This is a genomic window from Thermaerobacter subterraneus DSM 13965 (genome assembly GCF_000183545.2).
GTDB classification, from domain to species: Bacteria; Bacillota; Sulfobacillia; order Thermaerobacterales; family Thermaerobacteraceae; genus Thermaerobacter; species Thermaerobacter subterraneus.
In genome coordinates this window covers 14,840-35,785 of record NZ_JH976535.1, presented here as the reverse complement: position 1 = coordinate 35,785, position 20,946 = coordinate 14,840, and the positions used below count along the sequence as shown (strand labels likewise).

The 20,946-nt window shown below is 74.2% G+C and carries 13 protein-coding genes; 11 read left to right on the top strand and 2 right to left on the bottom strand.

Annotated elements, in window-relative coordinates:
- Positions 1-1,323: 1,323 nt before the first annotated feature.
- Positions 1,324-2,460: a DMT family transporter gene (locus THESUDRAFT_RS00140; protein WP_156821660.1), complete on the bottom strand. Its 1,137-nt coding sequence runs from the start codon at positions 2,458-2,460 to the stop codon at positions 1,324-1,326.
- Positions 2,461-3,088: 628 nt separating this feature from the next.
- Here THESUDRAFT_RS00140 and THESUDRAFT_RS00135 point away from each other — a divergent pair.
- The 3 genes from THESUDRAFT_RS00135 to THESUDRAFT_RS00125 all read left to right on the top strand — a co-directional run bounded on the left by THESUDRAFT_RS00135 (position 3,089) and on the right by THESUDRAFT_RS00125 (position 6,572).
- Positions 3,089-4,207, top strand: a complete 1,119-nt coding sequence (locus THESUDRAFT_RS00135) for an inositol-3-phosphate synthase (RefSeq protein ID WP_006902670.1) — start codon at positions 3,089-3,091, stop codon at positions 4,205-4,207.
- A gap of 4 nt (positions 4,208-4,211) precedes the next feature.
- Positions 4,212-5,750 (top strand): NTP transferase domain-containing protein, encoded by a 1,539-nt coding sequence (locus THESUDRAFT_RS00130; RefSeq protein ID WP_006902669.1) that lies wholly within the window; start codon positions 4,212-4,214, stop codon positions 5,748-5,750.
- A 102-nt stretch (positions 5,751-5,852) separates the two neighbouring features.
- Positions 5,853-6,572, top strand: a complete 720-nt coding sequence (locus THESUDRAFT_RS00125; RefSeq protein WP_006902668.1) for an SOS response-associated peptidase — start codon at positions 5,853-5,855, stop codon at positions 6,570-6,572.
- Here THESUDRAFT_RS00125 and THESUDRAFT_RS00120 read toward each other — a convergent pair.
- The gene (locus THESUDRAFT_RS00120) at positions 6,506-7,372 is read right to left on the bottom strand and encodes a helix-turn-helix domain-containing protein (RefSeq protein WP_006902667.1); all 867 of its coding nucleotides are present in this window, start codon (positions 7,370-7,372) and stop codon (positions 6,506-6,508) included. The genes THESUDRAFT_RS00125 and THESUDRAFT_RS00120 overlap by 67 nt on opposite strands.
- Positions 7,373-7,760: 388 nt before the next feature.
- On the opposite strand from THESUDRAFT_RS00120, the gene THESUDRAFT_RS00115 reads away from it, so the two are divergent.
- From THESUDRAFT_RS00115 to THESUDRAFT_RS13635, 8 genes are all read left to right on the top strand, one after another.
- Positions 7,761-8,243: a hypothetical protein gene (locus tag THESUDRAFT_RS00115; RefSeq protein ID WP_006902666.1), complete on the top strand. Its 483-nt coding sequence runs from the start codon at positions 7,761-7,763 to the stop codon at positions 8,241-8,243.
- 322 nt (positions 8,244-8,565) lie between these two features.
- Positions 8,566-9,366 carry a 3'-5' exonuclease family protein gene (locus THESUDRAFT_RS00110; protein WP_006902665.1) on the top strand — a complete coding sequence of 267 codons (801 nt, stop codon included), beginning with the start codon at positions 8,566-8,568 and terminating at the stop codon, positions 9,364-9,366.
- Between the two features lie 187 nt (positions 9,367-9,553).
- Positions 9,554-10,588 (top strand): tRNA (adenine-N1)-methyltransferase, encoded by a 1,035-nt coding sequence (locus tag THESUDRAFT_RS00105; protein ID WP_242823193.1) that lies wholly within the window; start codon positions 9,554-9,556, stop codon positions 10,586-10,588.
- Between the two features lie 559 nt (positions 10,589-11,147).
- Positions 11,148-13,895, top strand: coding sequence for a SpoIIE family protein phosphatase (locus THESUDRAFT_RS00100; RefSeq protein ID WP_169328687.1), 2,748 nt, complete (start codon positions 11,148-11,150; stop codon positions 13,893-13,895).
- 192 nt (positions 13,896-14,087) lie between these two features.
- Complete coding sequence (tilS, locus tag THESUDRAFT_RS14800) at positions 14,088-15,986, top strand: tRNA lysidine(34) synthetase TilS (protein WP_006902662.1); 1,899 nt, start codon at positions 14,088-14,090, stop codon at positions 15,984-15,986.
- Positions 15,987-16,151: 165 nt separating this feature from the next.
- Complete coding sequence (ftsH, locus tag THESUDRAFT_RS00090) at positions 16,152-17,996, top strand: ATP-dependent zinc metalloprotease FtsH (RefSeq protein WP_006902661.1); 1,845 nt, start codon at positions 16,152-16,154, stop codon at positions 17,994-17,996.
- Positions 17,997-18,243: 247 nt separating this feature from the next.
- Positions 18,244-20,076 carry a CCA tRNA nucleotidyltransferase gene (locus tag THESUDRAFT_RS00085; RefSeq protein ID WP_006902660.1) on the top strand — a complete coding sequence of 611 codons (1,833 nt, stop codon included), beginning with the start codon at positions 18,244-18,246 and terminating at the stop codon, positions 20,074-20,076.
- Positions 20,077-20,271: 195 nt separating this feature from the next.
- The coding region (locus THESUDRAFT_RS13635; RefSeq protein WP_207635405.1) for an aminopeptidase P family N-terminal domain-containing protein at positions 20,272-20,946 on the top strand (675 nt) is incomplete at its 3' end.

Here is a 20,946-nt window from a genome sequence, read left to right as displayed (position 1 = left end):
GGCTGCTGCGGCGTGCAAGCCATGGCCTGGACCCCGCTGTCACGCCCCTGCTGCCTTCCCGGTCGGTTCCGCCGAGTCGCTGCCGGCCCCTGGCCTGGGCCCGGACGGCGACCGGCACTGCGCACCCTGCCGGCCCAGCTGCCGCAGGCATCGGTCCTACGACGCTACGACGCCGCATACCGATGAACCGTGTCGAGACCTGATGGCGGCCGCGGGCGGCTTGCGGTGCCGACGGCCCATCGCCCGGAGCGAGCTTGCCGCGTTCGTCCGCCGAGTTCGGCGAAAGGAACCCCTTTCCGCCAGCGCAGGGAACGGGCAATGAAAGCCAAATATTATCGGAAAAACCCGCCTTTCCGGGTTGTGCCCAATTCGCCGACGGGATGAACGCCGTTGTGACCGCTGCCGGCTTACCGCCACCTACCACGCAAGGGGAACATTCGACCCTGCACGACCGCTGGATGTTCCTTGTCTCTGCCGCGCCCTGGCGCGCGGCCAGTTTGCTTCCACCAGACCGGGTAGGTACCCAGGCCGGCCTCCCGGTACGGGTCCGGAATGGCCGGCGGCCCCGGCTCCCGCGGGCGGGGCCGTCATGGCTACGGTAGCACCTTCGGGCGTCCACCGGATGTGGGTGATTCGTCGCAGCCCTGCGGGTAGCAACCCGGTCCCCGCTCGCAGGGAGTTACCTGCGCCCAGCGCGGATCCGGCGGGCGGGGGCCGGGCTGACCCGCACTTCGTCGCCAGATCACCGATCCCCGGCTGCAAGCCCGGCGGTGCGTTCCCGCCCCGTCGCCGGCGCCAGTCCAGGGGAGGATCCTGAAGGGGGGCATTCCGTGCGGTGGGTACTTCTCGGCCGGTTCGGCGACACGACGCAACAGTGTGCCGTCTTCATCCTGGGCCGGCATGACACCGTAGCGGCCATCCTCGAGCCCCGGGCCCGCCTGCGCCCCTCCTGGGACGAGGACGCCTTCCGCGCCGCCCTGCGCCAGTGGGCCGGCCGCCACTTCCCCGAGGTGCGCCCGGTGCTCGGCCTGCAGTATCCCCTGGGCCCCGGCCTCTACGAGACCGAGTGGCTCCTCTACTGCCCCCTCTGCGGGGCCGGTCCCTTCTGCCTCCCGGCGGTGGCCGGCGCCGCGGGCCTTGCGCCGCGCACCTGGGACGATCGCCGGCTGGCGCAGGAGCTGGCGAAGCGGTTCCAGCACATCCACCGCGATCCTGAACCGCCGGGTTACGATCCCGGGGCCGGCAACGTAGAGGGGGAGGCCGCGATGCGGTCCACCGTCCTCCAGGGCGAACCGGCTGCCAGCCCCCCGGGCCAGGCGCCCCTCAGCCCTCCGCAACGGGCAGGCCCCGGCCCTGCGCGGCCGCGGCCCGAGGACGAGCCCTGCCTTGCACCAGCAGGACGCCCGCTACGGCTACGGCTCCTCCCAGCCACTCCGCCCAGGTCGGGCGCTCGCCCAGCATGACCCAGGCGGTGGCCACGGCCAGCAGGGGATTCAGGTTGAGCAGGCTGGCCACCCGGGCGGCAGGTGCCCGGGCCAGGGCCGCCGACCAGCACCAGTAGGCCAGGGCCGACGGAAAGACCCCCAGGTACACCGCGGCCAGCCACGCCCCCGGCGCCAGCTGGCCGGCCGCCACCTGGCGGGCCAGCCCTGGGCCAAAGGCGGCCCCCAGCAGAAGGGTGCCGGCCCAGGTGTAGAAGGCGGTCAGGGTGAGGGCATCGTAGCGCCCGCTGAGGGGCCGCTGCAGGACAAAGAAGGCCGAGGTGCCCAGGGCGGCCACGCCCACGGCCGCAGGGCCGGCCCAAGCGGGCAGGGACGGGACGGCGCCGCCACCCGCGGCCGTGACCGCCGCCGCGGGCTCCGGCGCCGCCGGCTGGGCGGCGGCCCAGCTGATCAGCGCCACCCCCGCAAAGCTGAGCGCGAGACCCAGCCAGCCCCGCGGTGCCAGCCGCTCCCCGAGCCAGAAACGGGACATCAGGGCCGTCAGCGCCGGGGCAGTGGCCACCAGCAGGCTGGCGGTGGCGGCGGAAACCCTGGTCTCGCCCCAGTTCAAACCCGTGTGATACAGGAAGATCCCCGTGGCCCCCAGCAGGACGAAGCGGCCCGCATCCCGCCACCACCCGCTCTCCACGCCTGACGCCGCCGGCGCGGCCGGCAGCGCAGGACGCTCCCCACCGGCGGCCTGGGCCAGCCGGTGGGCCCGGCGGCGACCGGTACCGGCGGCACCCGGCCCGGTTGCTGCGCCGGTCGTTGCCGGGCCCGTCGCCGGTGCCGGCTGCTCCTGCCTGCGGGCCAGCCGGCGCAAGCCCAGCCCCAGCGCCAGGGCAAGGGAGGCGACGATGAAACGGGCCAGCGCCAGCTCGCCGGGACCCCAGTACCGGAGCCCGGCCCGGATCACCGCGAAGGCCGACGACCAGAACAGCAGGGTGCAACCCGCCAGGGCCAGGGTTCGCCAATCCATCGGGACCATCGCCGTCCTTTCCGCGGGGGCGGCTGGCTGCGCACCGGGGGCGGTTGCCGGCGGAGCCTCCGCCGGCTGCAGCACGCTTCGGGCGGAGCACCCCCGCGGGCTGTTGACAGCCGCCTAACAAGAGTGCTAATAAACAATTCAGGATAGATCCACCAGGCCACCGCGTCCTCACACCAACCGTCGTTTACTGGCTGCCGAGTCTCTACCCTTTTCCCTGCCGGCCTGGCCGGCACTACACGACGCACAACCCATCACCAGGAGAAGCCTCCGGCCGGTGTCAGCGGCGCGATGGAACCCGGCTGGCCGCCCGCACCGTGCCGGTGGTCGAGACCATCTTTGCCCATGAAGGGGACGGCTCCTGCCCCGTTCGTCCCGCCGGCTCCGGCAAGGATCCGGCGGATGGCCGCAGGGGCCACGCCCTCCGCGGGGGAAGGAACGTTCCTTGCCGCCCGGTGGCCTGGTGGCGGTCGTGGGGACGCCGTGGCCTGTCGATCCCCAGCGGACACCACGTTCACAGGGAAGCCATCCGCATCTCACGGGGCGCCGGCGCCCGCGGGCCCGGCCTGGGCGAGCCTTGCCCGCGGGCGGCGCCAGGGCTCTGGAGGGGAGGGCAGCTGCGATGCGCAAGATCCGCGTGGCCATCGCGGGGGTAGGCAACTGCGCCAGCTCGCTGGTGCAGGGGATCTACTACTATCGCGACACCCAGCGGCTCAAGGACGGCACCGGGCTGATGCACCCGGAAGTGGGCGGCTACTACCCGGCGGACATCGAAATCGTCGCTGCCTTCGACGTCGACCGGAGGAAGGTGGGCAAGCCGCTCCGGGAGGCGCTCTTCGCCAAGCCCAACTGCACGCCGGTGTTCTGCCCGGACCTGCCGGACATCCCCGTGACCGTCCAGATGGGGCCCGTACTGGACGGCGTCAGCGAGCACATGGCGGACTATCCCGAAGACCGCACCTTCGTCCTGGCCGACGAGCCGCCGGTGGACGTGGCCAGGGTGCTGCGCGAGACCCGGGCGGACATCCTGGTCAACTACCTGCCGGTGGGGTCGGAGCAGGCCACCCGCTACTATGCGGAAGCCGCTCTGGAGGCGGGTTGTGCCTTCATCAACGCCATCCCCGTCTTCATCGCCTCGTCGCCTCGCTGGGCGGAGCGCTTCCGCCGCAAGGGCCTGCCCGTGGTCGGCGACGATATCAAGAGCCAGGTCGGCGCTACCATCGTGCACCGGGTGCTGACCCGGCTGTTCGAAGACCGGGGCGTGCGCCTGCGGCGTACCTACCAGCTCAACTTCGGCGGCAACACCGACTTCCTCAACATGCTGAACCACAGCCGCTTGAAGAGCAAGAAGCAGTCCAAGACCCAGGCGGTCCAGTCCCAGCTGGGCGAGCCGCTGCCGGGGGAGGACATCCACATCGGTCCCAGCGACTACGTGCCCTGGCTCAACGACAACAAGATCTGCATGATCCGCATGGAGGGCACGGGCTTCGGCGACCAGCCCATCGAGCTGGAACTGCGCCTGTCGGTGCAGGACTCGCCCAACAGCGCGGGGGTGATGATCGACGCCATCCGGTGCACCAAGCTGGCGCTGGACCGCGGCCTGGCGGGGCCCATCGAGCCCGTTTCCGCCTACTTCATGAAGTCGCCGCCGGTCCAGTACACCGACGACGAGGCGCGGCGCCTGGTGGAGGCCTTCATCCGCGGCGAGTCCCTGGCGGCTCGCACCCAGGCAGGGGACTGAACCCATGGACGCGGTGGTGCTGGCGGCCGGCGCCGGAACCCGCTTCCGGCGCACGGCCGCTTCCTGTCCCAAGCCTCTCCACCGGCTCTTCGGCGTGAGCCTGGTGGAGCGGGCCCTGCGGGCCGCCCGCCAGGCCGGTTGCCGGCGGGTCCTGGTGGTCACCGGCTACCAGGCGGAGGCGGTGGAACGGGCGGTCCTGCAGGCCGGGCGGCCCTGGGTCGAAGTGGTCCGGGCCGAGGGGTGGGAGCGGGGCAACGGTGCCTCGCTGCTTGCCGTCCGGGGCCGGGTGGACGGTCCCTTCCTCCTGTTGATGGCGGACCACCTGGTCGACCCCGGCCTGGTGCGCCAGGCCCTGGCCGCGGCCCGGGCGCGCTGGGACGAGCTGGTGGACGGCGGGGTCCTGCTGCTGGTGGACCCGCGCCTGGACCAGGTCTTCGACCTCCCGGAGGCGACCAAGGTGCGAACGGGGGGCGGGGGTTGCCGGATCGAAGCTATCGGCAAGGACCTGGCGACCTTTGATGCCGTGGACACGGGGATCTTCGTGGCCTCGCCCGCCCTGCTGGACGAACTGGCCCGGCTGGCCGCCGGCAGCGAGGCCGCGGCGCCGGTGGTCCCCGGCGCCGGCCCGCCCGCCGGTTCCCAGGACCGCCCCGAAAATCCGTCACCACCCGCCGGGACCGAAACCATCACCTTGACGGCTGCGGCGGGCCGGCTGGCCCGGCGGGGCCGGCTGGGAGCGGTGCCGGTGACCCGGGGCTGGTGGATCGACGTGGACGATGGGGCCGCCCTGGCCCATGCCCGCCGGCTGCTGCTGGATCACGCCGCGGCCTCAGGGGGCGACGGGCCGGTGGCCCGCTGGCTCAACCGCAGGCTTTCCCGGCCCCTCTCCGCCTGGCTGGCCTCCGCAGGGGTAGGGCCCAACGGAGCCACCTTGCTGGCCTTTGCCACCACCCTGGCCGGGGCGCTGGCCTTTGCCGCCGGGCAACCCTGGCTGGGGGGCCTGCTGTGCCAGGCGGGATCCGTCCTCGACGGCTGTGACGGGGAGGTGGCCCGCCTGCGGCTGGAGGCCCAGCCCCGGGGTGCATTCCTCGATACCGTGTTGGATCGTTATGCGGACGCGGCAGTGGTGGCAGGCCTGGCAGCGGGCGCCCTGGCAGCGGGAGCGGGCGGGGGGGTGACCCTGACCCTGGCCCTGGCTGCCATGGCCGGCATGCCGCTGTCGGCCCTGATGAAGGACCGCCTGCAGCTGCTGCGGCCGGCGACCGGCCAGGGGGCCGGTGCCGCGGAGGCTGCCGGCGGCCCTAGGACCGGGCAGCCGGAGGACGGCTCGCCTGGGACCCGCCGATTCGACCCCATGCGTGATGACCCGCCGTGGCTGCGCTGGATACCGGGCAACCGGGACGGCCGGTACTTCCTGATCTGCCTGGCGGGCCTGGCGGCCGCACCCTTGGCCGGCCTGGCGGCGGTCGCCCTGGTCTCCCACGTCCTGGCCGTGGGCAGGCTGTTGCACGGCTGGCGGGCGCTGGCGCTCCGGCAGGAATGATCCTCCAGCTGGACAGGGCTGGTATAATTGTGGCGGCACGGGGCCATACGGGGCACCGGTCCCCACACGGGGCACCAGCCCCCATGCGGGGATGAGGGCTCCATGTCGGGGAGCGGGCACCATGCGGGGGTGACGGTCATGTGCGGCCGTTTCACCTTGACCACGCCGGCGGTGGAACTGGAACGCCGATTTCTCGTTGACCTGCAGGGCCGGCATGTGCCCCGCTACAACGTGGCCCCCGGGCAGGAGGTCCTGGCGGTGGTGGCCCCGGCAGGGGAGCGGCGGCCCGCGCGGCTGGTGTGGGGGCTGATCCCGCCCTGGGCCCAGGACCCCCGGCCGGGTCCCATCAACGCCCGGGCAGAGACGGCAGCGGTGCGGCCCATGTTCCGGCAGGCCCTGCGGCGGCGCCGGTGCCTGATCCCCGCCGATGGGTTCTATGAGTGGTTGCGGCGGGAGAAGGCCCGGCTGCCGGTGTTCTTTCGCCTGCGGGAGGGAGAGCCCTTCGCCCTGGCCGGCCTCTACGAGCGCTGGGACGGGCCCGGCGGGCCCCGCTGGACCTGCTGCATCCTGACCACCCGGCCCAATGAACTGGTGGGTCAGGTGCACGACCGGATGCCGGTCATCCTGCGCCGCCAGTGGGAAGAGGCCTGGCTCGACCCGCGGGTGCCGCCCGAGGAGCTGGCACCGGTCTGGGAGCCCTTCCCGGCGGAGGCGATGGAGGCCTACCCGGTCTCGCCCCGCGTCAACTCACCCCGCTACGATGATCCCGGGTGCCTGGCGCCCGCAGGGCCGCCGCTGTCCCGGCCAGGGGCCGGGGGCTGACCGGTCTCAGAGGACAGGAAGCGTCCCGGGGCCGGGGACTGCCGGGGAGCTGACGGCCCCGCCGCTGGGGGCGAGCCGGCCACTCCCGTACCGCCTGCGGCGGCGGGAGGAGGGAAGCCGGTGGCGGCGACTCCCGGAAAGGGCGGGGTGGACGGGACCCGGGGCTGGCCCCAGGCCCGCTGTAGGGCATCGGCCACCACCTGGCGAAGCCACTCCCGGGCCTCCGGTTCGTCCAGATAGGAGGCGGGGGAGGGCCTGCCGGCGGGACCGGGTCCTGGGGTCTGGATCACGCCGGAAGGCGTCGTCCCGGCAGCTGGTCCGGGGGTGCCCGCGCCTCCGCGCCTGCCGGTGATGGCGCCGGGGTAGCCGGCGGCGAAAGGTGCCGGGCCCGGTCCCGAAGCAGCGCCGGAAGCGGCGCCGAGGGCCTGGACCACCATGCTGCCGGCGAGCCGGGCCAGGCCCAGGGCGGCATCCAGAAGGTCCACCAGGTGCTCGCGGGCGGCATCGTCCAGGGGCAGCCCCTGATACCGCAGGGGCCGGGTGGGATCCCGCAGCAGGCTGCGGAGGTCCAGGGGGCCGGGCAGCGGATCACGCCCGGTGACAAGCCAGTCCAGGCTGCGGTCCAGGGCCGCCGCCAGGGTGACGGCCACGGCCAGGGACGGGTGCTTGACGCCCCGTTCGATGTCGCTCAGGTGGGACGGGGAGATGTGAGCCCGCCGGGCCAGGTCCTTGACGGACAGACCGGCGGCCTGGCGGGCGAGGCGGATGCGCTGGCCAACGGCAACGGGATCGGATTGCATGACGTCATGAACATTAGCACCGCTTGCAGAGGCGATGAAGCGGCCGCGGTTCGCCGGAGGCGAACTTGACGGAACCAGCCGCAGCCCCCGGTGCCGGCGGGTGCGGCGAAGGGCGTGCTGGGGCCTGCCTTAACAGGTTGCGGTAACAATGGAGGCTTGAGGATGTTAGGGTACTGCTGGGCACCGCCCGGGACTGGCAACAAATCCCGCGCGGGCGTGGCATTCTGCGGTGCACCTGCCCCACCAGCGACCCTGCTGCCATCCTCTGTTCGCTAGAAGCGTGTTTCCGTCTTGAGTTCCCCATGGTAGATTTCACTATCGGCGAAAAGAAATCGCCAGCGGCGATAACCAGTATTCGCCCCGGGAGGGCAAAGGCGGGAGAGTCAGGGTGGTCGGCGAGGGCATTTCTGCGGCGCTGCGCGACCTGGCGGAGTTCGGGTGGGTGGATGTACCCGGCCGTCAACTGGCGGAGGTGATTGCCGCCGAAGCCCGGCGGCTGGGCGTGGAGGCCCGCATCATCCCCTTGACCAACCAGTGGTTCCGGGTGGAGACCTATTCCAAGCCCAATCCGGGCCGGGCCTGGGTGGCGGTGCGGGCGGTGGTGACCCGGCCGCGGGGAGGCCGGCCCCGCCCGGGCGGCGCGGGAGGGCAAGGGGGTGCTCCGGGGCAGTCGCCCCAGCCGGGCGGCGACGACCAGGTCACCGAGCATCTGGTCATCGTGGACACGGGGTCGGTGGTCCACATCTTTGCGTTCCCGCCCGATTCCCTGGATGAGGCACGGGCCTTCGCCCGGCAGGTCGAACAAGAGGGGATTGCAGACCCCCGTCGCCTGGAGGCGCTGGCGGGCCGTATGGGTGGCCGCCGCCGCTAGTGCCGGCCGGCCGGGCCCTGCCGGGCTCCGGGCGCGCCTCGTGCCTTCGGGAAGCACCCGGCCCAGGTCCCATTGCCGGGCGCGGGCGGGCCTCCGGTGGTATGGCGCCGGCGGTGGGGCGCGGCAGGAACCCCCGGCGGGCCCGCGAAACGTCTCCAGGTGCCCGCCGGGATGCCTCGCCCGCCGTCGCCGCGGGGACGGGCAGCCCGCCATGGCAGCCTGTCGCCCGATCCCGCCCGTTCCACCAGCCGCGCCGCAAGGGGGAGGGCCGATCGGAGAGCACCCCGGCGGCCCGGCGGCGCACCGGGAGGCGAAGCACGGCATGGGACAGCGGACGCCCCTGGCGGTCGACATCGAAACCGTGGGCTTCGACTGGGACGAGTTACACCCCGAGGTGCAAGATTACCTGATGCGCCGGGCGCGGGACGACGACGAGCGGTCGAGGGTCAAGGACCAGCTGGGCCTGCATCCCGGCACGGGCCGGGTGGTGGCCATCGCCCTCTGGCGGCCCTATGAAGACCGAGGCGGTGTGCTGGTGGAAGACCCGGCCGCCACGGCCCCCCGCTGGGCCCCCTTCCCCGAGGCCGGTGCCGGCGCCCTGATCTACCGGGGCTCGGAGCGGGATATCCTGACGGAGTTCTGGCGCTACGTCAGCCAGCACGCAGGGACCCTGATCACCTTCAACGGCCGGTCCTTCGACGGGCCCTTCCTCATGATCCGCTCGGCCATCCTGGGAGTCGTGCCCACCCGCAACCTGGTGCCCTACCGGTACAGCTTTCAGGACCACTGCGACCTGGCGGAGGTCCTGTCCTTCTACGGTGCGCGCCAGCGCAATTCGTTCCTCTTCTGGTGCCACCAGTTCGGCATCCCCTCGCCCAAGCAGGCGATGGACGGGGCGGAGGTAGGTGAAGCCTACCGGCAGGGGCGCATCGACGACATCGCCCGCTATTGCCTGGCCGATGCCCGGGCTACGGCCGAGCTGTACCGGCGGCTGGAACCCATGATTGCGGTGATGGACGGGCGGAGCCAGGGCGGCGAGGGCGGGACGGCCCCTGGCAACGGCCCGTCACCGGCCGGCCCGGGCGCACCCGGCGGCGAAGCGCCGCCGGGCACGGCCCGGTGATGGCCGGCCCGCAGAGGGGTCACCGAGGCCCGGCAGGGCGGTGCCGCGTCCGGCCCCGTCTCCCCCGGGGCATGGTGGTTGGAGCGGAACTCGTGACGGCTGCACCCCGTCGAGGGCGGGTCCCCAGGGGCGGGCGCCCGCCGGTGCCCCGGCGGCTGCGACCGGGTGCACTGGCGGCGGGTGAGACATGAAGCGGGATCGTAAGGCATGGGGCGTGATCATGGACCGGAACGGACTTCAGCCAGACCAGCCGGAGACCAGTGTGCCGCCGGGGCCGGGGCCTGCACCCGGCCGGCGGGGGCCCCTGGCGATGGGGGACCTGGTGGTCTTCGTCGACAGCAAGCAGCGCCGGCGGCTGCAGCGGCTGCGCCAGGGCCGGGTCTTCCAGGCCCCGGCGGGTGGCATCGTGCGCCACGAGGCCGTGGCCGGCCTGCCGGAGGGCAGCACGGTGGTGACCAGCACCGGCGGCCGCCTGCGGGTACTGCGCCCGACCCTGGAGGAGTACATCCTCGCCATGCCGCGACGGACCCAGGTGATCTACCCCAAGGACCTGGGGCAGATCATCATCCGGTCGAACCTGCGACCGGGGGACCGGGTGCTGGAGGCGGGGGTGGGTTCCGGCGCCACCACCCTGGCCCTCCTTCAGGCCGTGGGCCCGGGAGGCCAGGTGATCTCCTACGAGCGGCGGGCCGAGTTCGCCCGGCTGGCCCGGGAGAACGTGGAGCGCTTCCTGGGCTACGCGCCGTCCTGGTGGCGGGTCGAGTTGCGGGATGTCTACCAGGGGATCGCCGAGCGCGATCTGGACGCCATCGTGCTGGATGTGCCCGAACCCTTCCACTGTGTGGGCGCGGCGGCGGAGGCCCTGCGCCCGGGCGGCGTCCTCCTCTGCTGGCTGCCCACCACCAACCAGGTCCAGCAGCTGGTCACCGCCCTTCAGGCCCACCCTGCCTGGGACCTGGTGGAGACCACCGAGCTCCTGCTGCGGCCCTGGCACGTGACGGCGTCCAGCGTGCGTCCCGAACACCGCATGGTGGCCCACACCGGCTTCCTCATCAGCGCCCGGCGGGTGGTGCCTGGCGCTGCCGCGGGGGCTACCGGCGTTGGCCCAGGCGCACCTGCAGGGGAAGCCTCGGACGCACCCCCGGCAGGGGATGGGGGCGAGCCCGAGGTGGCCCGGGAGCACCCCGGGCCGCACCCCGGACCGGCTGATCGTCTCAATTGATGAGCTTCCCGTGTCGACCGGCCTTCCCGTATTCACGCGCCTCCCCGTCTCCCCGCCTACCCGCCCGGGCCGGCCCTTCCGGGATCCGGGCGGCGAAGCTTGTCGGCCGGTCCTGGCCGGCTTGCCGTCACCGTCCATCAAAATCTGGCGCCTCCAGCCTGCGGCCGCCGGTACCGGCGGCCTATTCTCTTGCTCTCCCAGCTCCGCGGCGTGCCGGCCCCGGTCCCTTCCGCCGCTCGCCCTGCCGGGCGGGCCAGGCGGTGAGCCGCCGCCCCATCCCTGCCCCCGCCCCCGGGCCGGAACGGACCTTCCCGTCCCCTTCGCATCCTGTCGGCTGGCTCCGGGGCCTGTCGCAATTTTTGTCCGGGCCACCTCGCCGTTGCGACAAAACTCCGGCAGGCGGCCCCGTTACAATCGGGCCACAGCTTGTCCCCCGGTCGGGGGACAAGCTCCCGGCATGCGTCACGGGATGGCCGGCCGGTGGACCCTGCGGGGAGGGGCGCCGCCGCCGGCCGGAGCGAGGTGAACGGTCATGGGGAAGAACGGGCGGCGCGGGCCGGTGGCATGGCGATCCCTGGCGTCAGGGGGCGGAGGCCGGTTCCGCCAGGACCAGGGCGGCCAGAGGGAAGGCACGGTACCCGGCCCAGGCGCCCGGGCGCACGGCAGCCTGGCGGCCGGGGGTGGCGCCGGCGGCGCCGCCGGGGGCCACACGGGCTCCGGTGCCCGGCCAGGCGCGGGCACCTGGGAAGGACGGTGGCACCAGGCCCTGGCCTGGGGGCCCCCGTGGGCTGCCGCTCTGGCCCTGGCCTGGCTGGCCGGGCGGGTCCAGCCGGCGGGCCTGCCCTCACCCCTGGCTCTGCCCCTGGTTCTGGCCACCCTGGCCATGGCGCCGCGCCTGGGCTGGCTGCTGGTGGCGGCCGCCGCTGCCGGTGCGGCCAGCCGCGGTGCCCTGTACGGGGCAGCGGTGCTGGTGACGGCGGCGGCCCTGCTGCGGCTTGAGCAGCGGATCCTGGCCCGCTGGGAGCGGGCGGGTGAGTCCCTCCGGGAAGGTGGAGCGTTGGCGGGAGGAACCCCTGCCGCCGGCGCCGCCCCCTCCTGGCGGCTGCTGGACGGCTCCGCCGCGGGCATCGTCCTCCTGGCCGGGGCCCTCTGGGGGTGGCCCCGCAGCGACCTGGGGTGGGCGCTGGATCAGGTGGTGGGGCTGGCGGTCACGGCCGGGATCTTGCTCCTGGCCCTGCCCTGGGCCCGCCAGGCGGTGGCGGTGGCCCTCTCCCTCCTGCCGCCCTTGCCGGGCAGCCTCGGCCGGGTGGCGGCCGGGCCGCCCGTCGTCCGGACGGTTCACGGCCGGAGAGCGCTGGCCCTGCTGGTGGTCCTGGCCACGGGTGGCCTGGACGGGGTCCAGCTGCTGGGCATCGACACGGCCCTGGTGGTCCGCGGTGTCGCCGTTCTCGTGGCGGCTCACCTGGGAGGTGCCCAGGCGGGGGCCCTGGCGGGCACGGCCGCCGGGCTGCTTGGGCTGCTGGGCGGTCAGGGGGCCCTCTGGGGCCTGGCGTGGCTCGCCCTGGCGGGCGCAGCCAGCGGGCTCCTGCAACGGTATGGGAGGGCGGCGGCGGTGGCCGGCTTCCTTCTGGCCACCGCGGTGGTCGGCGGCTCGCTGCCCACGGCGGCTGGGGTCGGACAACTGGCGGGCGGCGCCGCCACGGCGCTGGTCATCTACCTGGGCATCGCCGCCACGGGCTGGCCCGGGCGGCTGGCGGAGCGCCTGGAGGCCGCCCTGCCGGGCCACTGGGCCGGCGGGCGGTCCGGGGAGGCCGGCCGGGTGGGCGGCGCGACCGGACCGGCCGGGTTCGTCCCCGGTCCCGGACAGGCAGGTGGGGAGACCGGCTACGGGCCCGCTGCCCCATCAGCAGGCCGGGGCCGGGCGGCCGCTGCGGCGGGATTCCAAGGGGTGCACCCCGGCGGGGCAAGCCCGACCCTGCCTGCCGCGGGTCCCGCCGCCGGTGGGGGCGCCGCTGCCCGCCGCACGCCGGCGGCAGCCGGGCTGGCCGGTGGCCTCGACGGCCAGCGGCTATGGGACGTCCCTGCGCCGGCCCCGGGCTCCGGCCCGGCGGGCCGGCCCGCGACGGCGCCTGCGGGCGGTACCGCGTTCCCTTCCCATCCCGGGATGCCGGCCTGGCCCTCCCTGCTGGCCGACCTGGCCCGGTTGATCGAGCCGGACCCCAGGGCCTGGGACCCGCGGGAGCAGGTAGGGGAGCTCATCAACGACGTGGCCCGGCGCCACTGCCTGCGCTGCCCCATGGCCCGCACCTGCTGGCAGGACCAGTTCACCCAGACCTATCAGGCCTTCTTCGATATCCTGGCCGGCCATGAGCGGGGTACCGGCTTCCGGCAGGAGGCCGTCGCCCCGGCCCTGCGGGCCCGCTGCCCGCGGTTGCCCGCCATCAGCCGGTCGCTGGCGGAAGGACTCGACGTGCTGCGCATCGAGATGCGCTGGCAGCGGCGCCTGGACCGCCACCATCGCCTGGTGGCCCAGCAGCTGCGCGAGCTGGCGGCCCTGGCGGCCCAGGGGACGGGGCAGCCCCCGGCTCCCCGCCGCCCGGGATGGCGCTACGGCATGCGCGTGGGCGTGGCCCGCACTCCCAAGGAGGGGCGCTGGATCTCCGGCGACGGTTACCTGTGCCGGTCCTTCGACCAGGGCGGCCGCATGGTGCTGGTGATCAGCGACGGCATGGGGTCGGGGCGCCGTGCCGCCAACGAGTCACGCCTGGCCCTGCAGTTGCTGGAACGGATGCTGGAGGCCGGCCTGCCCGCCACCCCGGCGGTGCGGTTGCTCAACACCGCCCTGGCCCTGCGGGACCGGGAGACCTATACCACGGTCGACCTGGCCGCGGTGGACCTGGAACGGGGCCGGGTGGAGTTCGTCAAGATCGGCGCCGCGCCCAGCTTCGTGCGGCGGGCCCGGGAGGTCCAGATGATCGCCCACCCCGCGCCGCCGGCCGGCTATGTGGAGGAAGGCGATGTCCAGGCCGGCAGCGGGGTCCTGGAGCCGGGCGACCTGGTGGTGCTGGTCTCCGACGGCGTGCTGTCCGCCTTTGGTGACGTGGACGCCGCCACGGCGTGGATCCGCGGCTATCTGGCCGGCCTGGAGGACGACGACCCCCGCCGGGTGGCGGCCCGCATCGTCAAGGAGGCCCTGCGCCGCTCGGGCGACCGGGCCCCCGACGACATGACGGTGGTGACCGGAAAACTCTTGCCGCGGGCCCAGCTGGCGCCAGCCGCCGGTGCCGGCGCCGGTGGCCTGCGGTAGCACCAACCCAAACCCTCTCTCCCCTGAGCGGCGGTTCCCGGCGGCGGGCCGTCGCCTTCCCCTGCGCGGTCCTCCGGAGCCTGCGGGCCAGCCCGCGGCGGCCGGCGGCCGCGCTGCTTTTTGTCCCCGCGCCTAGTAATGTAAATAGGAAACGACCCTCGCCCGGCGACGGGATAGGGGGGGCGGGAAGCCGTGGAACGGCCCGGCGAGGCGGGGGGCACCGCCGTCCCCCCGGCCATCCGGCGACTGGAAGAACAGGTGCTCCTGGCGGCCGGCCGGCGCCGCCTGCTGGAGGCCGGGCAGCGGGTCCTGGTGGCCGTCTCGGGCGGCCGCGACTCCATGGTCCTGCTGGATGTGCTGGACCGGCTCCGGCCGGTCCTTGGGCTGGCCGCCCTGGGGGTTGCCCACGTGGACCACGGCCTGCGGCCGGATTCGGCGGGCGACGCCCGCTGGGTGGAAGAGCAGGCCGCAGCCCGCGGCCTGCCCTTTCTCTGCCGCCGGGTGCACATCCGGCCGGGACGCCGCTCCCTGGAGGAAGGGGCCCGCCTGGCCCGCTACCGTGCCCTGGCGGCCATGGCCCGCCAGTTCGGCGCCCAGCGGGTGGCCCTGGCCCACCATGCCGGCGACCAGGCGGAAACGGTGCTGATGCGCCTGCTGGCAGGGGCCGGGGTGCGGGGGCTGGCGGGGATGCCCTGGCGGCGGGGCCCCTTCGTCCGGCCCCTGCTGGCCACCGAGCCGGCCCTGCTGGCCGCCTATGCGGCCGCCCGGGGCCTGGGCTGGCGCGATGACCCCTCGAACCAGGACCTGACCTTTCTCCGCAACCGGATCCGGCACCGGCTGCTTCCCCTGCTGGAGGCCGAGTTCAACCCGCGGGTGGTGACCGCCCTGGGCCGGGTGGCCGCGGTACTGGCGGCGGAAGGCGCCCTGCTGCGCCGGCGTACCCGGAGGCTGGAGGGGCGGCTGGGATACAGGCTGGGACCCCGCTGGGCGTGCCGGGTGGACGATCTGGCCCGGCTCCCCGTGGCCGACCAGCGCCGGTTGCTGCAGGCCGCCTACCACCGGCTGGCCCGGCGGCCTTTGCCCCTGGCCCACTGCGAGGCCGTAAGGGCCCTGGCGGCGCCGGCGAAAGAGGGCGAGCCCCGGCCATGGGCGCCGGAAGTCCGGCCGGACGCGGCAGCGGGGCCGGCGGTGGGACAGGGGGCACGGCCACCGGGGGCGGTACCGTCCGTCGAGGCGCCGCCACCGCCGCCCGGGGCACCGCCGGCAGAGGCGCCGCCAGCGCCGCCCGGGGCACGACCGCAAGGGGAGGCCCGGCCGGAGGGGTGGCCCGGGTCAACCCCGGAGCCCGGGCCGGAGGCAGGGAGGAGCTTCGAGGCACCGGTGGCGGGCCGTGGGCTGGATCTACCCGGCGGGTGGCGGGCCCGGCGCCAGGGGTCGTGGCTCTGGCTGGAACCCCAGGCCGGCGGCCGGCTCCGCGCCGCCACGCCCGTTCCCGGGACGCCCGGCGGGGAGGAACCCGCGCAGGCGCCGGCGCCGGGCGAGCCGGCCCCTGGAACGGCGCGGATCCTGCGGGTTCCCGGCGCCTGGCCGCTGGAGTCCGGCCTGTGGCTCCGGGCCCGCTGGCTGGAGGGAGACGCGGCGCGCCAGGCGGTAGCCCGGCTGCTGGCCGCAGGGCCGGCTGGCCCGCACCTGCCACCATACCCGGAAGGGAGGGCGGCGGCGCACCGGGCGAATCCCGGTCCCCGGTTCCTGGCCCGGGTGATCTGCCCCGCCCGGGCCGTGCAGGGACCCCTGATCCTGCGCCGGCCCCTGCCCGGCGAGAGCATGCAGCCCCTGGGGGGCAAGGGGCACCGCTCCGTGGAACGGATTTACCGCACCGCGGCCCGCCGGGGCGACCTGGACCTGGTGGACCCCGCCACGGGAACCGGCGCCCGCCTGGGACCGTGGGTGGTCGCCGCCGGCCGGGATGTCCTCTGGCTGGTGGGGGTAAGGGCGGCGGAAGGGTGCCGGGTTCGTCCGAAAGACCAGCGGGTGCTCTTGCTGGAGGTGCAGGCGGGGCTCGGGCCGGGCGGCGGGCCTGGAGGGTGGTGAGGGGCGACATAGCCGCACCATGGGCGCCGTGTTATAATGGGGGCGCCTTTACGGCGTCAGAAGGCGCAAAAACGCGGCGCCATGCCGTCGAGGTCCGGCCTGAACCCGCCTCGGCCGGGGGCAGGCCCGCGGGCCGCGCCCTGAGCGGCCGCAAGGAGGGCCATGATGAAGCCAAACCGCGTCTTCAAGAACCTGCTGTTCTACCTTATCCTGCTCTTCTTCGCCATCGCCATCGTCCAGCGCTTGAACCCGGTGACCACCGAAGTCCAGTCCCTGTCCACCGGTGAGCTGCTGGAGAAGATCGAGCAGGGTCAGGTGGAACGCGTCGTCTATGACGAGAGCCGCCGGGCGGTGACGGGGCAGCTCAAGGACGGCACCCACTTCCGCGCCAACGTCCCCGACCTGGACTGGCCGACCATCCGGGAATGGCAGCAGAAGGGTGTGCAGGTGGACACGCGGCCCATCGAGGAGACACCCTGGTGGACCAACCTTTTGACGGCCCTGCTGCCGGTGATCCTGGTGGTGGCCGCGTTTTTCTTCATCATGCAGCAGACCCAGGGGACGGGAAGCCGGGTGATACAGTTCGCCAAGAGCCGCGCCCGGCTGCACCAGCCCGACGAGAAGCGGCGCATCACCTTCGACGACGTGGCGGGGTACGAAGAGGTCAAGGAAGAGCTGAAGGAGATCGTCGACTACCTGAAGAACCCGCGGCGCTACATCGAGCTGGGCGCGCGCATCCCCAAGGGCGTGCTGCTCTACGGCCCGCCGGGCACGGGCAAGACCCACATGGCCCGGGCGGTAGCCGGCGAGGCGGGGGTTCCTTTCTATTACATCAGCGGTTCGGATTTCGTCGAGATGTTCGTCGGCGTGGGCGCGTCCCGGGTGCGGGACCTGTTCGAGCAGGCCAAGCGCAACGCGCCGGCCATCGTGTTTATTGACGAGATCGACGCCGTGGGCCGGCAGCGGGGCGCGGGCTACGGCGGCGGCCACGACGAGCGCGAGCAGACCCTCAACCAGCTGCTGGTGGAGATGGACGGCTTCGGCACCAACGAGGGCATCATCGTCATGGCGGCGACCAACCGGCCGGACGTGCTGGACCCGGCCCTGCTCCGGCCGGGCCGGTTCGACCGCCAGATCGTGATCGACCGGCCCGACCTGGTGGCCCGGGAGGCGATCCTCAAGGTCCACACCCGGTCCAAGCCGCTGGCGCCCGACGTGGACCTGGCGCTGCTGGCGCGGCGCACGCCGGGCTTCACCGGGGCCGATCTGGAGAACCTGGTCAACGAGGCGGCCCTGCTGGCGGCGCGGCGGCGCAAGAAGCAGATCGACATGCAGGACCTGGAGGACGCCATCGACCGCATCGTGGCCGGCGGCCCCGAGCGCAAGACGCGGGTGATGAGCGAGAAGGAGAAGCAGCGGGTGGCCTACCACGAGGCGGGGCATGCCCTGGTGGCCAAGCTGCTGCCCAACACGGACCCGGTGCACAAGATCTCCATCATTCCCCGCGGGGCTGCCCTGGGCTACGTGATGCAGCTGCCCACCGAGGACCGTTACCTGATCACCCGCCAGGAGATCCTGGACCGGGTCACCATGGCCCTGGCGGGCCGGGCCGCGGAGGAACTGGTCTTCGGCGAGGTCAGCACCGGCGCCCAGGACGACCTGGAGAAGTCGACCAAGATGGTGCGCCGGATGATCACCGAGTTCGGCATGAGCGACGAGCTGGGCCCCATGACCTTCGGCCACAAGATGGACGCGCCCTTCCTGGGCCGCGACCTGATCCGCGAGCGCAACTACAGCGAGGAAGTGGCGGCGGCCATCGACCGGGGCATCAGCGAGGTGATCAACGACTGCTACGACAGGGCCCTGCGGCTGCTGCGGGAGCACCGGGACAAGCTGGAGCGCATCGCCCGCCGCCTGCTGGAGAAGGAGACCATCGAGGCCGAGGAGCTGGACGCCCTGCTGCAGCAGGAGGGGGACGAACCGGCGGCGGCCGGCGAGAAGGCCTCCTGACGCCTGAAGCCGCCTGCGACCTGGGGCCGCCTGACCGCGCCACCGGCCCCGCGAAGCCGCCAGCTGGGTCTATGCGGAGAAGGCAGCCCGGGGCACGCCGCCCCGGGCTCTTTGCCGCCGGCGGGCCGGGTCTTCAGGAATATCCCTGACCGGGAGCGTCGCCTTCACAGGCCGCAGGCGGTGCGGCACAATGGGGAATGTCCTGAAGAAGGAAAGCAAGGGCACCGCGCCCCGGGGAGGGTGAAGGATGGGCGACGGGCAAGCCACCCGCCAGCGGGAAGAGAAGCTGCAGCGGCGCCAGCGGGAGCGGCAAAAGCTGCAGGCCACGCGGGAGACCCTGCGCCGGCTGCTGGCCATCACCCGCCGCTGCCGCACCGGGGAGGAGTTTGCCCGTGCCCTCACGGCCCTTTGGGCCCAGGACACGCGTTTCGGCGGCGATCCGGGGCGGGGAGCGGGCCCGGCCTCCGGCGCCGCCCGTGCCGATGCGGGGGGTGCCGTCGCCGGCGATCCCGCGGGCACTCCTGCCCCCGGTACGGCGGCCGGCGCCAGGTCCCCCGGCGCCGACGGCGCCCTCGTCACCGGGACTGCGGCTGCGAATGGGGCCGGCGCCGGCCCGGCTGCCGGACCTGCCGCTGCGGCCCTGTGTGCCCTGGCGGCGCTGCCGCCGCGGCAGCGGCCTGCCGAGCTGCAGCGCCGGTTCGGCCAGCTGGTGCCCGCTCCGGTGAGGGAGATCCTCCAGCGCCTTGACCAGCACGGGTACGGCGCCTTCCTGGTCGGCGGGTGCGTCCGGGACCTCCTGATGGCCCGGCCGCCCAAGGACTGGGACGTGGCCACCGCCGCCCGGCCGGACGAGGTGCGGCGCCTCTTCCCGCGCACCATCCCCACGGGCATCGAGCACGGTACGGTGACCGTCCGGCTGCGGGGCATGAGCGTGGAGGTCACCACCTTTCGCCAGGAAGCAGGCTACAGCGATCACCGTCACCCCGACCGGGTGGAGTTCACCCGCGACCTGCGGGCCGACCTGGAGCGGCGGGATCTGACCATCAACGCCATGGCGCTGGACCACCAGGGGCGGCTGCACGATCCCCTGGGCGGCCTGGATGACCTGGAACAGGGGCTGGTGCGGGCCGTGGGCGATCCCGAGGAGCGCTTCCGCGAGGATGCCCTGCGCCTGCTGCGGGTGGTGCGTTTCGCAGCGCGCCTGGGTTATCGGGTCGAACCCCGCACCGGGGCGGCCCTGGCGCGCTGCGCCTCCCTGATCCGCCACGTCTCCTGGGAGCGCATCCGGGAGGAGATGGCCGGCCTGCTCACCAGCCCGCGTCCTGCCTGGGGGCTGGAGCTGCTGCGCACCAGCGGGCTGCTGGAGCCCATCTGGCCCGAGCTGCTGGAAGGGGTGGACGTTCCGCAGAACGTCCACCATGCCTACACCGTCTGGGAGCACAACCTCCTGGCTTGCGAGTACACGCCGCCGGTCCTGCGGCTGCGCCTGGCGGGCCTCCTGCACGACGTGGGCAAGCCGCGGACGGTGTCCGTCGACGCCCAGGGCGAGCGGCACTTCTACCACCACGAGGTGGTGGGGGCCCAGATGGCCCGGGACATGCTGCGGCGGCTGCGCTTCGACAACGAGACCGTCCAGCACGTGGTCCACCTGGTCCGCCACCACCTGGCGCTGCACCACTACCCCGGGATGACCGACGCCGCCATCCGGCGGCTGATCCAGCGCATCGGCTTCGACTACCTGGAAGATCTCATCATCCTGCGGGTGGCCGACCGGGCCGCCTCGGGAACCAAGCGGGCGCCCATCTCCCGGGGCGCCTACCGGCTGCTCACCCGCATGGAGAAGATCCTGGAGCAGGACGCGGCCTTCAGCCTGCACGACCTGGCGGTGGACGGCCACGACGTCATGGCGGCCACGGGCCTGGGACCGGGACCGGCCATCGGCTGGATCCTGCAGCAGCTGCTGGAGGACGTGCTGGACGAACCCGCCCGGAACCGGCGGGAGTGGCTGCTGGAACGGGCCGCCCAGCTGCGGGGGGAGGCCGAGGAGCGGTTTGCCGGCCGGAAAGGGCGATCTTCCTGAGAGCGGGCTGAGACGGGGGGAGGGATGCCCCGGCTCCGGTGGCCCGCTCGGGAGTTGGGCCCCGGGGCGCGGCGCCGCGGCATCCCCCTGGCGGGAGCGGTCCGGCCCGTGCCGGGCGGCAGCGCAGCCGGGTCACCGGGACGGGCACGGGCCGCCAGCATGGTGCGGGACGGAGGACCAGGGAGGGTGAGGGGCGTGGACGGGACGAGGGGCGCGGGCACGGGCCCGGCAGGAGGGGCCCGGCGGGACGGTGCCGCCGGGACGGCGGCAGGGGGTGGACCCCGGGCAGGAGGGCCTTCCGTACCCCAGATGGGGCGGCTGCGGGCCCTGCAGGAGCGCATGGCGTCGGCGGGGATCGACCTTCTGATCCTGACCCCGGGGACCAGCTGGTTGTATCTCACGGGCCTTCCCCTGCTGGGCAGCCGGCTGGCCCTGGCCGTGGTACCGCGGCGCGGCGAGCCCGCCTTCGCCGTGCCCCTGCTGGAGGCCGGGCGGGTGGCGGAGGCGCCCCTGGTGCGGGCCCTGGCGGCAGGAGGGCCTGGGGAACCCCGGGCGCCGGCTGCGGGGTCCGGCGTCGGTGGGGCTGCGCGCGGCGCCTCCGGCGTATCCCCCGCGGCCCGGCCCGCCCCGGTTGACCCGGCCACCCCGGCTGCTGCGGCCGCCCCGGCCGAAGGCGCCGGGGTGGCCGGGTCCGGGGGGGTGGGCCGGGCGGCGGGGGATACGCAGGAGGCGCAGCGCGCAGCCCCACCGACGCCGGACCCCGCAGCCGGCGCCCGGGGTTCCCCAGGCCCTCCTGCCGCGAGGGCCCGCACCAGGGGCGCGTCCGCCACCCGCCCGGCCTCCAGCAGGGGCACGGCGAAGGCGGGCTCG